Source organism: Pseudomonas sp. PS01300, assembly GCF_029960155.1.
Lineage (GTDB): Bacteria > Pseudomonadota > Gammaproteobacteria > Pseudomonadales > Pseudomonadaceae > Aquipseudomonas > Aquipseudomonas palmensis.
The window spans coordinates 1-14,395 of sequence record NZ_JASCPN010000020.1 but is presented as its reverse complement, the minus strand read 5'-3'; the positions used below and the strand labels follow the sequence as shown (position 1 = coordinate 14,395).

14 protein-coding genes are annotated in these 14,395 nt (G+C 65.2%); 5 read left to right on the top strand and 9 right to left on the bottom strand.

The window, feature by feature from the left end:
- The first annotated feature begins 77 nt into the window (after window positions 1-77).
- The gene (locus QMX96_RS12395) at window positions 78-1,700 is read left to right on the top strand and encodes an MFS transporter (RefSeq protein WP_043862238.1); all 1,623 of its coding nucleotides are present in this window, start codon (window positions 78-80) and stop codon (window positions 1,698-1,700) included.
- 179 nt (window positions 1,701-1,879) lie between these two features.
- Here QMX96_RS12395 and QMX96_RS12390 read toward each other — a convergent pair whose 3' ends face one another.
- The 4 genes from QMX96_RS12390 to glyQ are packed head-to-tail and all read right to left on the bottom strand — an operon-like array spanning window position 1,880 to window position 6,222.
- Window positions 1,880-2,650 (bottom strand): lysophospholipid acyltransferase family protein, encoded by a 771-nt coding sequence (locus QMX96_RS12390; protein ID WP_043862239.1) that lies wholly within the window; start codon window positions 2,648-2,650, stop codon window positions 1,880-1,882.
- 21 nt (window positions 2,651-2,671) lie between these two features.
- Window positions 2,672-3,214: a D-glycero-beta-D-manno-heptose 1,7-bisphosphate 7-phosphatase gene (gmhB, locus tag QMX96_RS12385; RefSeq protein WP_282361861.1), complete on the bottom strand. Its 543-nt coding sequence runs from the start codon at window positions 3,212-3,214 to the stop codon at window positions 2,672-2,674.
- 3 nt (window positions 3,215-3,217) lie between these two features.
- On the bottom strand, window positions 3,218-5,272 hold the full coding sequence (gene glyS / locus QMX96_RS12380) for a glycine--tRNA ligase subunit beta (protein WP_282361860.1): 2,055 nt from the start codon (window positions 5,270-5,272) through the stop codon (window positions 3,218-3,220).
- On the bottom strand, window positions 5,269-6,222 hold the full coding sequence (gene glyQ, locus QMX96_RS12375; protein WP_043862242.1) for a glycine--tRNA ligase subunit alpha: 954 nt from the start codon (window positions 6,220-6,222) through the stop codon (window positions 5,269-5,271). The genes glyS and glyQ overlap by 4 nt, the downstream gene beginning before the upstream one ends.
- Window positions 6,223-6,303: 81 nt before the next feature.
- Between glyQ and QMX96_RS12370 the strand changes: the two genes are divergently transcribed.
- The gene (locus QMX96_RS12370; protein ID WP_043862243.1) at window positions 6,304-6,855 is read left to right on the top strand and encodes a DNA-3-methyladenine glycosylase I; all 552 of its coding nucleotides are present in this window, start codon (window positions 6,304-6,306) and stop codon (window positions 6,853-6,855) included.
- A gap of 39 nt (window positions 6,856-6,894) precedes the next feature.
- Window positions 6,895-7,782 (top strand): lysophospholipid acyltransferase, encoded by an 888-nt coding sequence (locus QMX96_RS12365; RefSeq protein ID WP_282361859.1) that lies wholly within the window; start codon window positions 6,895-6,897, stop codon window positions 7,780-7,782.
- A gap of 107 nt (window positions 7,783-7,889) precedes the next feature.
- On the opposite strand, the gene QMX96_RS12360 is transcribed toward QMX96_RS12365, so the two are convergent.
- The 5 genes from QMX96_RS12360 to def are packed head-to-tail and all read right to left on the bottom strand — an operon-like array spanning window position 7,890 to window position 12,413.
- Entirely contained in the window at window positions 7,890-8,201 is a 312-nt protein-coding gene (locus QMX96_RS12360; RefSeq protein ID WP_043862245.1) for a tetratricopeptide repeat protein, read from the bottom strand.
- Window positions 8,202-8,213: 12 nt separating this feature from the next.
- Complete coding sequence (gene trkA, locus QMX96_RS12355; protein WP_043862246.1) at window positions 8,214-9,587, bottom strand: Trk system potassium transporter TrkA; 1,374 nt, start codon at window positions 9,585-9,587, stop codon at window positions 8,214-8,216.
- 19 nt (window positions 9,588-9,606) lie between these two features.
- Window positions 9,607-10,920, bottom strand: a complete 1,314-nt coding sequence (rsmB, locus tag QMX96_RS12350) for a 16S rRNA (cytosine(967)-C(5))-methyltransferase RsmB (protein WP_058541981.1) — start codon at window positions 10,918-10,920, stop codon at window positions 9,607-9,609.
- On the bottom strand, window positions 10,917-11,849 hold the full coding sequence (fmt, locus tag QMX96_RS12345) for a methionyl-tRNA formyltransferase (RefSeq protein ID WP_282361858.1): 933 nt from the start codon (window positions 11,847-11,849) through the stop codon (window positions 10,917-10,919). The genes rsmB and fmt overlap by 4 nt, the downstream gene beginning before the upstream one ends.
- A 57-nt stretch (window positions 11,850-11,906) precedes the next feature.
- A complete protein-coding gene (def, locus tag QMX96_RS12340) occupies window positions 11,907-12,413 on the bottom strand; it encodes a peptide deformylase (protein ID WP_043862249.1) in 507 nt (168 codons plus the stop codon).
- 209 nt (window positions 12,414-12,622) lie between these two features.
- On the opposite strand from def, the gene dprA reads away from it, so the two are divergent.
- Entirely contained in the window at window positions 12,623-13,720 is a 1,098-nt protein-coding gene (gene dprA / locus QMX96_RS12335; protein WP_282361857.1) for a DNA-processing protein DprA, read from the top strand.
- Window positions 13,721-13,759: 39 nt separating this feature from the next.
- Window positions 13,760-14,317: an L-threonylcarbamoyladenylate synthase gene (locus tag QMX96_RS12330; protein WP_043862251.1), complete on the top strand. Its 558-nt coding sequence runs from the start codon at window positions 13,760-13,762 to the stop codon at window positions 14,315-14,317.
- The last annotated feature ends 78 nt before the right edge of the window (window positions 14,318-14,395 follow it).

Below are 14,395 nucleotides of genomic sequence, written 5' to 3'. Positions count from 1 at the left end.
GTCGGCAGCAGTCGGCCGGCGACGACAGTGGAACAACAACAAGAATCACTGTGCCCGCAAGGGCCGAGGACAGCACGATGTCGGACACTCTTCAACAGCAGGGCGCTGCAGCCGCGGGCAACAGCCGCCGCGAAGAACGCAAGATCATTTTCGCGTCATCCCTCGGGACGGTTTTCGAGTGGTATGACTTTTTTCTCTATGGGGCGCTGGCGGTCGTCATCAGCAAGCAGTTCTTTGCCGGGGTCAACGACACCACGGCGTTCATCTTCGCGCTGATGGCGTTCTCTGCCGGGTTCCTGGTAAGGCCCTTCGGCGCTCTGGTGTTCGGGCGCCTGGGCGACATGATCGGGCGCAAATACACCTTCCTGGTCACCATCGTGCTGATGGGCCTGTCGACCTTCGCGGTGGGCCTGCTGCCCAACTACGCCAGCATCGGCATTGCCGCGCCGATCATCCTGGTGGTGCTGCGCATGCTCCAGGGCCTGGCCCTGGGCGGCGAATACGGCGGCGCGGCCACCTATGTGGCCGAGCACGCGCCACCCGGCAAGCGCGGCTTTCACACCGGGTTCATCCAGTCCACCGCTACCCTCGGCCTGCTGCTTTCGCTGCTGGTGGTGCTGGGCAGCCGTTACCTCACGGGCGACCAGTTCGAGGTATGGGGCTGGCGCCTGCCGTTTTTGCTGTCGATCGTGCTGCTGGGTATCTCCACCTGGATCCGCATGAGCATGCACGAGTCTCCGGCCTTCGTGAAAATGAAGGCCCAGGGCAAGACCAGCAAGTCGCCGATTCGTGAGTCGTTCGGCTCGTGGGCCAACCTCAAGATCGTGCTCACCGCACTGTTCAGCATCAACGCCGGCCAGGCGGTGACCTTCTACACCGCTCAGTTCTACGTGCTGTTCTTCATGACCCAGATGCTCAAGATGGACCCGGCCCAGGCCAATACCCTGCTGATCATCAGCGTGGTGATCGGCGCGCCGTTCTTCGTGTTCTTCGGCTGGCTGTCGGACCGGATCGGGCGCAAGCCGATCCTGATGCTCGGCCTGCTGCTGGCCACCGTGCTGTACTTCCCGCTGTTCAAGGGCCTGAGCCACTACGCCAACCCGCAGATCGACGCGGCCAGCCGCCAGGCGCCGATCGTGGTGATGGCCGATCCGCAGGGCTGCACCTTCCAGTTCGACCCGGTGGGCAAGGCACGTTTCGACAGCACCTGCGACAAGGTCAAGACCTTCCTGGTCAAGCAGGGCCTGCCGTACAGCTCGCAATCGGTGCCTGCCGGCACCGAGGTGGTGGTGACCATCGGCGAGCAGCGTATCGACGGCTTCGACGAAGCGGCCATGCGTGCGGCCATCGAAAAGGCTGGCTACCCGGCCAAGGCAGACCCGGCCAACGTGAACCAGCCGATGGTGGTGCTGCTGATCGTGGTGATGATCCTGATCGCGACCATGACCTATGGTCCGCTGGCGGCGGTGATGGTGGAGCTGTTCCCCACGCGCATCCGCTACACCTCGATGTCGCTGCCGTATCACATCGGCAATGGCTGGTTCGGCGGCTTCCTGCCGACGGTATCGTTCGCGCTGGTGGTGTATACCGGGGATATCTTCTACGGGCTGTGGTACCCGGTGCTGATTACCGGGGTGAGCCTGGTGGTGGGGATCTTCTGCCTGAAGGAGACCAACAAGGTGGACCTGGACAAGGTGTGAAAGGGCCTTAAGTAATCCACAAAAAAACCGGCCTAAAAGCCGGTTTTTTTATCGCGCGAAAAAACTTATGCACGATTTTCGCAAAACAGTCATACAGAGAAATAAGCAGTTAAATCATAAGGTTAGCGAATTTTTCTGAAAGAAATCCAAATACTGTACACACGTTATCCACAGAACGGTCAGGTCACCGGCTGGGCGTCATCGGGGGCGTGCGCCGGCAGCGAACCGAGGTCGCGCTGGGTCTGCTCGTTCCATGCCGCCGCACGGTCGTTGAGCGCTGCGATGGCGCGTGGCCCGGTGCCTTCGGCATACATAGGCTCGCCGATCACCACCTCGATGGTGCCGGCGCGCTTGCCCCAGCCTTCCTTGGGCCAGTACTTGCCGGCGTTGTGCGCGATCGGCAGCACCGGCAGGTTGGCATTAACCGCCAGCGCGGTACCGCCACGGGAGAACTTGCCGATCTTGCCGAACGGCACGCGGGTACCCTCCGGGAAGATCAGCACCCACACACCGTCCTTGAGCAGCTTGTCGCCTTCGGTGGCCACCTGCTTGAGCGCAGCCTTGGGATTGTCGCGGTCGATGGCGATGGGCCGCAGCATGGCCATGGCCCAGCCGAAGAACGGCACGTACAGCAGTTCGCGCTTGAGCACCTGGCTCAAGGGCTGGAAATAGGCGGAGAGGAAAAACGTCTCCCAGGTGCTCTGGTGATTGGAGAGGATCACGCAGGGTTGCGCCGGAATGTTCTCGGCCCCGGTGACGTTCACCCGAATGTTCAGGAAAACACGCACCAGCACCAGCGCAAAACGGCACCAGTACACATTGATGAAGCGGTAACGGGCGCGGAACGAAAGGAACGGCGCGATAAAGAAGCTCAGGGTGCACCACAGCAACGAGCTGGTACCCAGCAGCAGGTAAAAAAGAAAAATTCTGATCGCCTGCAGGATCGACATAGCGGAATGTACCGTTGCGGGCTAACCCGCCTGTGTGTGGATAAGTGCACTGGCGATCGACGCCAGGTCATCGAAAATCAGCGTTGCCTCGGGCACGTCCTTGCTCAGGGTCTGCTCGCCTTTGCCGGTCCTTACCAGAACCGGTTGTGCATCGACGGCGCGCGCGGCTTCCAGGTCACCCTTGCTGTCACCCACGAACCACACCCCGGCCAGGTCGACCGCGTAATGGTTGGCAATGGTGCGCAGCATGCCCGGCCTGGGCTTGCGGCAATCGCAGCCGTCGTCCGGGCCATGCGGGCAATAGACGATCAGGCCCACCTCGCCGCCCTGCGCCGCCACCAGCTCGCGCAGGCGCGCGTGCATGGCGTCGAGGGTGGCCAGGCTGTAATAGCCACGGGCGATGCCCGACTGGTTGGTGGCCACCGCCACCGTCCAGCCGGCCTTGCTCAGCTGCGCAATGGCCTCGATCGAACCCGGGATGGGAATCCATTCGTCCAGCGACTTGATGTAGGCGTCGGAGTCCTGGTTGATCACCCCGTCCCGATCGAGAATCAGCAGCTTCACGTCCTACCCCAGCAGCGAGATGTCGGCCACGCCCAGGAACAGACCGCGCAGGCGGCTGAGCAGGGCATAACGGTTGGCTCGCACGTTGGCGTCGTCGGCGTTGACCATCACCGCCTCGAAGAACGCATCCACCGGCTCGCGCAGCGCGGCCAGGCGCGCCAGCGACTCGCTGTACTGACGCGCAGCGGCCATCGGTTGTACCGCCTGATCGGCCTGTTGAATGGCCGAGTACAGCGAGAACTCGTTGGCGTTGTCGAAGTACTTGGGCTCTACCGAGGTCGCCACCGAACCTTCGGCCTTGCTCAGCAGGTTGGACACACGCTTGTTCACCGCAGCCAGGGCTGCGGCTTCCGGCAGCTTGCGGAACGCCTGCACGGCTTGCACGCGCTGGTCGAAGTCCAGTGCCGAGCCTGGCTTGAGCGCACGTACCGAGAGGTAGGTGGCCACGTCGATGCCTTCATCTTCATAACGCGCACGCAGGCGGTCGAAGATGAATTCCAGCACCTGCTCGCTAAGGCCGGCAGCCTTGACCTTGGCACCGAACTGGGCGACGGCGACGTTCACAGCCTCGTTCAGGTCCAGGTCCAGCTGCTTCTCGATCAGGATACGCAGCACGCCCAGGGCGGCGCGGCGCAGGGCATAGGGGTCCTTGCTGCCGGTTGGCAGCATGCCGATGCCGAAGATGCCGACCAGGGTGTCGAGCTTGTCGGCGATGGCCACGGCCGCACCGGTCAGGGTCGAGGGCAGTTCGGCACCGGCACCGCGCGGCATGTACTGCTCGTTCAGGGCCAGGGCGACGTCTTCGGGCTCGCCGTCGTTGAGGGCGTAGTAGTAGCCGGCAACGCCCTGCATTTCAGGGAACTCGCCAACCATCTCGGTGGCCAGGTCGCACTTGGACAGCAGGCCGGCACGCGCCGCGCGCTGGGCGTCGCCGCCGATGCGCTGGGCAATGAACGCAGCCAGCTTGGCCACGCGCTCGGCCTTGTCGAACACGCTGCCCAGCTGTGCCTGGAACACCACGTTCTGCAGGCGCTCGTTGAAGCTTTCGAGCTTCTGCTTCTTGTCCTGCTTGAAGAAGAACTCGGCGTCGGTCAGGCGCGGGCGCACGACCTTCTCGTTGCCTTCGATGATCTGCTTCGGATCGCGGCTCTCGATGTTGGCCACGGTGATGAAGCGCGGCAGCAGCTTGCCGTCCACGTCCAGCAGGCAGAAGTACTTCTGGTTGTCCTGCATGGTGGTGATCAGGGCTTCCTGCGGCACCTCGAGGAAACGCTCTTCGAACGAGCACACCAGCGGCACCGGCCATTCGACCAGCGCGGTCACTTCGTCGAGCAGGGCCGGCGGCACGATCGCGGTGCCTTCCTGCAGGGTGGCCAGTTCGGCGGTGCGTTTGCTGATCAGCTCGCGGCGCTCGTTGGCGTCGGCCAGCACATAGGCGGCGCGCAGGTCGGCCAGGTAGTTGGCAGGCGAGGTGATGCGCACGGCTTCAGGGTGGTGGAAGCGGTGGCCACGCGAGTCGCGGCCGGCCTTCTGGGCGAGGATGGTGCAATCGATGACCTGGTCACCGAGCAGCATCACCAGCCACTGGGTCGGACGCACGAACTCTTCCTTGCGTGCACCCCAGCGCATGCGCTTGGGAATCGGCAGGTCGTTGAGCGAGTCTTCGACGATGGTCGGCAGCAGGCTGGCGGTCGGCTTGCCGACGATGTTCTGGCTGTAGCGCAGCTTCGGCCCGCTCTGGTCGATTTCACTGAGGTCCACGCCGCACTTCTTGGCAAAACCCAGGGCGGCCTGGGTCGGGTTGCCGTCGGCGTCGAACGCGGCCTGGCGTGGCGGTCCGTCGAGGTTGACGCTGCGGTCCGGCTGCTGGGTGGCCAGGGCGGTGATCAGCACCGCCAGGCGACGTGGCGCGGCGTACACGGTCTTGCTCTCGAAGCTCAGGCCGGCCGCTTGCAGGCCCTTGTCGATGCCGGCCAGGAAGGCTTCGGCCAGGGTGTTCAGGGCCTTGGGTGGCAGCTCTTCGGTGCCCAGTTCTACCAGGAAATCTTGAGCACTCATTGTGCAGCCTCCAGCTTGGCCAATACTTCGTCACGCAGGTCCGGGGTCGCCATCGGGAAGCCCAGCTTGGCACGGGCCAGCAGGTAGGCCTGGGCCACGGCACGCGCCAGGGTGCGCACGCGCAGGATGTACTGCTGACGCGCGGTCACCGAGATGGCGCGGCGTGCATCCAGCAGGTTGAAGGTGTGCGAGGCCTTGAGCACCATTTCATAGCTTGGCAGCGGCAGCGGCTGGTCCAGTTCGATCAGGCGCTTGGCTTCGCTCTCGTAGAAGTCGAACAGTTCGAACAGCTTGTCGACGTTGGCGTGCTCGAAGTTGTAGGTGGACTGCTCCACCTCGTTCTGGTGGAACACGTCGCCGTAGGTCACCTTGCCGAACGGGCCGTCGGCCCATACCAGGTCGTAGACCGAGTCCACGCCCTGCAGGTACATGGCCAGGCGCTCCAGACCGTAGGTGATCTCGCCGGTGACCGGGTAGCACTCGATGCCGCCGGCCTGCTGGAAGTAGGTGAACTGGGTCACTTCCATACCGTTGAGCCAGACTTCCCAGCCCAGGCCCCAGGCGCCCAGGGTCGGCGACTCCCAGTTGTCTTCGACGAAGCGGATGTCGTGCACCAGCGGGTCCAGGCCCACGTGCTTGAGCGAGCCCAGGTACAGTTCCTGGAAATTGTCCGGGTTCGGCTTCAGGACCACCTGGAACTGATAGTAGTGCTGCAGGCGGTTGGGGTTTTCGCCGTAGCGGCCGTCAGTCGGGCGACGACTGGGCTGCACATAAGCGGCGTTCCAGGTTTCCGGGCCGATGGCGCGCAGGAAGGTGGCGGTATGAAAAGTGCCGGCGCCTACTTCCATATCGTAGGGCTGAAGTACCACACAACCTTGCTCGGCCCAGTACTGCTGCAGGGCGAGGATCAGGTCTTGGAAGGTACGCACGGCTGGCGTAGGCTGGCTCACGAAATTCACCTTTTCCAGGGCTGCGAATATAAAGAGCGGGAGTATAACCCGATTCGCCCCCGCCTCTACCCTTGGAGCCTTATGCCACGCTGCTTTTGGTGTACCGATGATCCGTTGTACCAGGCCTACCACGACAGCGAGTGGGGCACGCCCCAGCGCGAGCCCGGCGCGCTGTTCGAAATGCTGCTGCTCGAAGGCTTTCAGGCCGGGTTGTCGTGGATCACGGTGCTGAAGAAGCGCGAGCGCTACCGTGAGGTGCTGTTCGGCTTCGACCCGCAGCGCCTGGCGCAGATGACCGATGCCGAGATCGAGGAGCGCATGCTCGACCCCGGCATCATCCGCAACCGCCTCAAGCTCAACGCCGCGCGGCGCAACGCCAGGGCCTGGCTGGCGCTGGACGAGCCGGCGCAGTGGCTCTGGTCGTTCGTCGGCGGGGTGCCGAAAATCAATCATTTCAGCCAGCGCAACGAGGTGCCGGCCGTGACCGACGAGGCCACGGCCATGAGCAAGGCCCTGAAGAAGGCCGGCTTCACCTTTGTCGGGCCAACCATCTGCTATGCCTTCATGCAGGCCACTGGCATGGTCATGGATCACACCACCGATTGCGATCGTTACGCCGCCCTGCGCCGCTGACGGTTACAATGCGCGGCTTGCAGAAGGAGGAACCTGCCTGTGGATAAGTTCAAGGGCGCCTTGATGGTCGGGGTGTTGCGATTGTTTGCCAAGTTGCCCTGGGGCGCGGTGCAGCGGGTTGGCGCGGCCATCGGCTGGATCATGTGGAAGGTGCCCAACAGCTCGCGCAACGTTGTGCGCATCAACCTGGCCAAGTGTTTCCCCGAGATGGACCCGGCCGAACGCGAGCGCCTTGTGGGCCGCACGCTGATGGACATCGGCAAGTCGTTCACCGAAAGCGCCTGTGCGTGGATCTGGCCAGCGCAGCGCTCCATCGACCTGGTGCGCGAGGTCGAGGGCCTGGAGGTGCTGCACGAGGCACTGGCATCGGGCAAGGGCGTGGTGGGCATCACCAGCCACCTGGGCAACTGGGAAGTGCTCAACCACTTCTATTGCAGCCAGTGCAAGCCGATCATCTTCTACCGCCCGCCCAAGCTCAAGGCGGTGGATGACCTGCTGCGCGAACAGCGCGTGCAACTGGGCAACCGCGTGGCGGCGTCGACCAAGGAAGGCATCCTCAGCATCATCAAGGAAGTGCGCAAGGGCGGCCAGGTGGGTATTCCGGCCGACCCGGAGCCGGCGGAATCGGCGGGGGTGTTCGTGCCGTTCTTTGCCACCAAGGCACTGACCAGCAAGTTCGTGCCGAACATGCTGGCCGGTGGCAAGGCGGTGGGGGTGTTCCTGCATGCGTTGCGCCTGCCGGACGGTTCGGGCTTCAAGGTGATCCTGGAAGCGGCGCCGGATGCGATGTACAGCACCGACGTGGAGACCTCGGCGGCGGCCATGAGCAAGGTGGTGGAGCGTTATGTGCGCGCGTATCCAAGCCAGTACATGTGGAGCATGAAGCGCTTCAAGAAGCGCCCGCCGGGCGAGACGCGCTGGTACTGATGGCCCCTTCGCGGGTCAAGCCCGCTCCCACAGGGATATCAGTGATCTCAGGATCTGCTCTGTACCTGTGGGAGCGGGCTTGACCCGCGATGGGCTGCACAGCAGCCCTAAACAGCCTTGTCGAGCTTCCTGAGAAACACCGTCATCTCCTTCTCCGCCTGCTTGTCCCCATGCGCCTGCGCTGCAGCCAGCCCTTCGGTCCAGGCCTGGCGCGCGCCGGCCACGTCGCCCTGCACCTGATACGCCTTGCCCAGCAGCTTCCACGCCGCCGAGTACTTGGGGTCGAACTCCACGCAGCGGCGCAGGTGCAGCGCGGCCTCTGCGCCGTTGCCCTCATCCAGCCAGGCCTTGCCCAGGCCGAAGCGCAGCAGCGAGTTATCCACACCCTTGGCCAGCATCTTTTCCAGCGATTCGCGCATTCCGGTTTCTCCCTAGAAGAAGCTCAGGCCCACGTGGAACAGCTTCTCCACGTCGCGGATGTACTTTTTATCCACAACGAACAGGATCACGTGGTCGCCGGACTCGATCACCGTGTCGTCGTGGGCGATCAGCACCTGCTCGTCGCGGATGATCGCACCGATGGTGGTGCCCGGCGGCAGCGCGATGTCCTCGATGGCCTTGCCGATCACCTTGCTCGACTTCGAATCGCCGTGGGCAATGGCCTCGATGGCTTCGGCCGCGCCACGGCGCAGCGAGTGCACGCTGACGATGTCACCGCGGCGCACGTGGGCCAGCAAGGTGCCGATGGTGGCCTGCTGCGGGCTGATGGCGATGTCGATCTCGCCGCCCTGCACCAGGTCGACATAGGCCGGGTTGTTGATGATGGTCATCACCTTCTTCGCGCCCAGGCGCTTGGCCAGCAGCGAGGACATGATGTTGGCTTCGTCATCGTTGGTCAGGGCCAGGAAGATGTCGGCGTCGGCGATGTTCTCTTCCAGCATCAGGTCGCGGTCCGAGGCGCTGCCCTGCAGCACCACCGTGCTGTCGAGGGTGTCGGACAGGTAGCGGCAACGCGCCGCGTTCATCTCGATGATCTTGACCTGGTAGCGGCTCTCGATGGCCTCGGCCAGGCGTTCGCCGATCTGCCCGCCGCCGGCGATCACCACGCGCTTGTTGGTTTCGTCGATGCGGCGCAGCTCGCCCATCACTGCGCGGATGTGGTTCTTGGCGGCGATGAAGAACACCTCGTCGTCGGCCTCGATCACCGTGTCGCCCTGTGGCTTGATCGGCCGGTCGCGACGGAAGATCGCCGCCACGCGGGTGTCCACGTTGGGCATGTGCTCGCGGATCTGGCGCAGCTGCTGGCCCACCAGCGGGCCGCCGTAGTAGGCCTTGACCGCCACCAACTGGACCTTGCCCTCGGCGAAGTCGATCACCTGCAGGGCGCCGGGGTGCTCGATCAGGCGCTTGATGTAGTGGGTGACCACCTGTTCGGGGCTGATCAGCACGTCGACCGGGATCGCCTCGTTGTTGAACAGGCCGCTGCGGGTCAGGTAGGCCGACTCGCGAACCCGGGCAATCTTGGTCGGGGTGTGGAACAGGGTGTAGGCCACCTGGCAGGCGACCATGTTGGTCTCGTCGCTGTTGGTCACCGCCACCAGCATGTCGGCATCATCCGCACCGGCCTGGCGCAGCACCGTCGGCAGCGAGGCGCGGCCCTGCACGGTGCGGATGTCGAGGCGATCGCCCAGATCGCGCAGGCGGTCGCCATCGGTGTCGACCACGGTGATGTCGTTGGCTTCGCTGGCCAGGTGCTCGGCCAGCGTGCCGCCGACCTGCCCCGCGCCCAGGATGATGATCTTCATCCGCTCTCCCTTGTGCTGGTTAGTGTCCGCGAACGGCGGCGATCTTGATCAGCTTGGCATAGTAGAAGCCATCGTGGCCGCCTTCCTGCGCCAGCAACTGCCGGCCATGGGGCTGGCGGATGCCAGCCTCGGTGGCCAGGTCCAGCTCGCGCGCGCCCGGCGTGCGGGCCAGGAACGCCTCGATCACTTCGGTGTTCTCGGTCGGCAGGGTCGAGCAGGTGGCGTAGAGCAGGATGCCGCCCACTTCGAGGGTTGGCCACAGCGCGTCGAGCAGCTCGCCCTGCAGGCTGGCCAGGGCAGCGATGTCATCGGCCTGGCGGGTCAGCTTGATGTCCGGGTGGCGACGGATCACACCGGTGGCCGAGCAGGGAGCGTCCAGCAGGATGCGCTGGAAGGTCTTGCCGTCCCACCAGCTGGCGGTGTCGCGGGCATCGCAGGCGATCAACTGGGCCTCCAGGCCCAGGCGGTCGAGGTTTTCACGCACGCGGGTCAGGCGCTTGGCTTCCAGGTCGATGGCCACCACCGCCTCCAGCCCGGCATGCGCCTCGAGCAGGTGGCAGGTCTTGCCGCCGGGGGCACAGCAGGCGTCGAGCACGCGCTGGCCGGGCGCCAGGTCGAGCAGGTCGGCGGCCAGCTGCGCGGCTTCGTCCTGCACGCTGATCCAGCCCTGTTCGAAGCCCGGCAAACCGCGCACGTCGCAGGCCTCGGCGAGCAGGATACCGTCACGGCTGTACGTGCACGGCGCGGCATCGATGCCGGCTTCGCGCAGCAGGCCCAGGTAGGCATCGCGGCTGTGGTGGCGGCGGTTGACCCGCAGGATCATCGGCGGGTGGGCATTGTTGGCGGCGCAGATGGCTTCCCACTGCTCGGGCCAGAACGCCTTGAGCGACTTCTGCAGCCAGCGCGGGTGCGCGGTGCGCACCACCGGGTCGCGTTCAAGTTCGGCAAGCATCTCGCTGCTCTCGCGCTGGGCGCGGCGCAGCACGGCATTGAGCAGGGCCTTGGCCCAGGGCTTTTTCAGCTTGTCGGCGCACCCGACCGTTTCGCCGATGGCGGCGTGGGCCGGCACGCGGGTGTACAGCAGCTGGTAGAGGCCCACCAGCAGCAACGCCTCGACATCCGCGTCGGCGGCCTTGAACGGCTTTTGCAGCAGGCGCTCGGCCAGTGCCGACAGGCGTGGCTGCCAGCGTGCGGTACCGAAGGCCAGGTCCTGGGTGAGGCCGCGATCGCGGGCCTCGACCTTGTCCAGCTGGGCGGGCAGCGAACTGTTGAGCGAGGCCTTGCCGCTGAGCACGGCGGCCAGGGCGCGGGCGGCGGCCAGACGCGGGTTCATTGGCCCAGCACCGTGCCGCTGGCGAATTTTTCGCGGCGGCTGTTGTACAGGTCGCTGAAGTTCAGCGCCTTGCCGCCGGGCAGTTGCAGGCGGGTCAGGCACAGCGCCTGCTCGCCGCAGGCCACGATCAGGCCGTCCTTGCTGGCAGACAGGACCTCGCCCGGCGTGCCCTTGCCATCGGCCAGGCGCGCACCCAGCACCTTGAGGGCTTCGCCGCCCAGGGTGCTGTGGCAGATCGGCCACGGGTTGAAGGCGCGGATCAGGCGCTCCAGTTCCTCGGCGGGGCGCGACCAGTCCAGACGCGCCTCGTCCTTGTTCAGCTTGTGGGCATACGTGGCCAGCGCGTCGTCCTGCACTTCGCCGTGCAGGGTGCCCGCGCCCAGGCCGTCGATGGCCTGCAGCACCGCGGGCGGGCCCAGTTCGGCCAGGCGATCGTGCAGGCTGCCGCCGGTGTCGCTGGCGCTGATCGGGGTGCTGACCTTGAGCAGCATCGGCCCGGTGTCCAGGCCGGCCTCCATGCGCATGACCGTCACGCCGCTTTCGGCGTCGCCGGCCTGCACCGCGCGCTGGATCGGCGCGGCGCCGCGCCAGCGTGGCAGCAACGAGGCGTGGCTGTTGATGCAGCCCAGGCGCGGAATATCCAGCACCGCCTGGGGCAGGATCAGGCCGTAGGCCACCACCACCATCAGGTCGGGCTTGAGTGCGGCCAGCTCGGCCTGCGCCTCGGGGCTGCGCAGCGTCGGCGGTTGCAGCACCGGGATGGCGTTATCCACAGCCAGCTGCTTGACCGGGCTGGGCATCAGCTTCTGGCCACGGCCGGCCGGGCGGTCTGGCTGGGTGTAGACCGCGACGATTTCATGGGGGCTGGCCAGCAGGGCCTTGAGGTGTTCGGCGGCAAACTCGGGGGTGCCCGCGAAGACGATGCGCATGCAGTTCTCGCTTAAAAAGAAAAAGGCTTGCCGGAGCAAGCCTTTTGGAATGAGGGATCAAGCGTTCTGGCGGTGCTGCTTTTCCAGTTTCTTCTTGATGCGGTCGCGCTTGAGGTTCGACAGGTAGTCGACGAACAGCTTGCCGTTGAGGTGGTCGCATTCGTGCTGGATGCACACGGCCAGCAGGCCTTCGGCGATCAGTTCGAAGGGCTTGCCGTCGCGATCCAGGGCCTTGACCCTGACCTTCACCGGGCGGTCGACGTTCTCGTAGAAGCCGGGTACCGACAGGCAGCCTTCCTGGTACTGGTCCATGTCGTCGGTGAGCATTTCCAGCTCGGGGTTGATGAAGACCCGCGGTTCGCTGCGGTCTTCGCTCAGGTCCATGACCACCACGCGCTTGTGCACGTTGATCTGGGTGGCGGCCAGGCCGATGCCAGGGGCTTCGTACATGGTTTCAAACATGTCATCGATCAACTGACGGATGCTGTCGTCCACTTCCGTCACCGGTTTGGCGATGGTGCGCAGGCGCGGGTCCGGGAATTCGAGGATGTTCAAGATGGCCATAAGCGTATGAGCTGCACTGTGCGATGGGTTGCAAACATGAATGCACATAATAAAGGTATTCGGCGCGTTCGGCACCCTTCTCAAGGTCGGCTAGGGTTTTGAAGGCGACTGGCGGCCCGCACCGGGCGGCGAGTTGTCAAACTATTATCAACAGAGTTATCCACAGGTTTTCACGCGTGGCTGACCCGCCTTCGATCAAGGATGATCCGATGCCCCTCCCGCCTGTTGCGGCGTGCTCGCCGGTTGAACTCGAGGCACGTCTGCGCCTGCAGCGCCTTCCCGATATCGGGCCAAAGGGCTTTGGCCTGCTGCTGGAAGCCTTTGGCAGCGCGGCCGCCGCGCTTGATGCGCCCGCCACACAATGGCGGGCGCTGGGCCGCAGCCCGGCCAGCATAACGGCCCGCCACAGTGCCGAGGCTTACGCCGGTGCAGCGGCTGCAATGGCCTGGCTAGAGCGGCCCGGGCAGCATTTGCTGATGTGGGACGCCCCCACCTACCCTGGCTTGCTGGCCGAGCTTTGCGATGCCCCGCCCCTTCTGTTCATTGCCGGCGACCCGACGATTCTGGAGCAGCCGCAGCTGGCCATCGTCGGCAGCCGGCGCGCTTCACGCCCGGCCCTGGACACCGCGGCCGCGTTTTCCAGGCAACTGGCCCAGGCCGGTTTCGTGATTACCAGCGGCCTGGCGCTGGGGGTGGACGGTGCCGCTCACCAGGCTGCAATGGATGCTGGCGGACGCACTATCGGCGTGCTCGGCACCGGCCTGCAAAAACTTTATCCACAGCGACATCATGCCCTCGCGCAGGCCATGGCCGAGCGCGGTAGCGCAGTGGTCTCGGAGTTCCCGCTGGATGCCGGACCGGTGGCGGCCAACTTCCCGCGGCGCAATCGCATCATCAGCGGGCTGTCGCTCGGCGTGCTGGTGGTGGAGGCCAGCCTGGCCAGCGGTTCGCTGATCACCGCGCGCCTGGCGGCCGAACAGGGGCGCGAGGTGTACGCGATTCCTGGCTCCATCTACCATCCGGGGGCCAGGGGTTGCCATCAATTGATACGTGATGGCGCGATGCTGGTGGAGAGCATAGAGCAGATTCTGGAAAGTTTGCGTGGCTGGCAGAACCTTCCGTCGGCCGCCCCCGAGCCGGTGGTGCACCCGCTGCTGGGATTGCTGCTGGCGGCGCCGCACACCACCGAGGCGTTGGCGCTGGCCAGCGGTCAGGCCCTGCCCCAGGTGCTGGCCACGCTCACCGAACTGGAGCTGGACGGGCGTGTGTGCAGTGACGCGGGGCGTTGGTTTGCCCGGCCGGGCTAAGTACACTGCGTACCAGCCTTTGAACGCGGAGTGACAACGATGGTGAACAGTTGGCGTGTGCAACAAGCCGCGCGGGAAATTCGGGCGGGTGCGGTACTGGCCTATCCGACCGAGGCGGTCTGGGGCCTGGGCTGTGACCCGTGGAACGAGGAGGCGGTGGACCGCCTGCTGGCGCTCAAGTCCCGCTCGGTGAACAAGGGGCTGATCCTGATTGCGGACAACATCCGCCAGTTCGACTTCTTGTTCGAGGACTTCCCCGAGCTGTGGCTGGACCGCATGGCCAGCACCTGGCCGGGGCCCAATACCTGGCTGGTGCCGCACCAGGGCATGTTGCCGGAATGGATCACCGGCGTGCATGACACCGTGGCGCTGCGGGTCAGCGACCACCCGGTGGTGCGCGACCTGTGTTCGCTGGTGGGCCCGCTGGTGTCGACCTCGGCCAACCCGCAGGGCCGGCCGGCAGCGCGCTCGCGCCTGCGCGTGGAACAGTACTTCCACGGGCAGCTGGATGTGATCCTGGGCGGCAGCCTGGGCGGGCGGCGCAACCCGAGCGTGATTCGCGACCTGGCCACGGGGCAGGTCGTCAGAGCGGGTTGAAGGCCCTTCGGGCCTTTTTCGCGGGTCAAGCCCGCTCCCACAGGCGTTGTGGATAACCTTGTGGGAGCGGGCTTGACC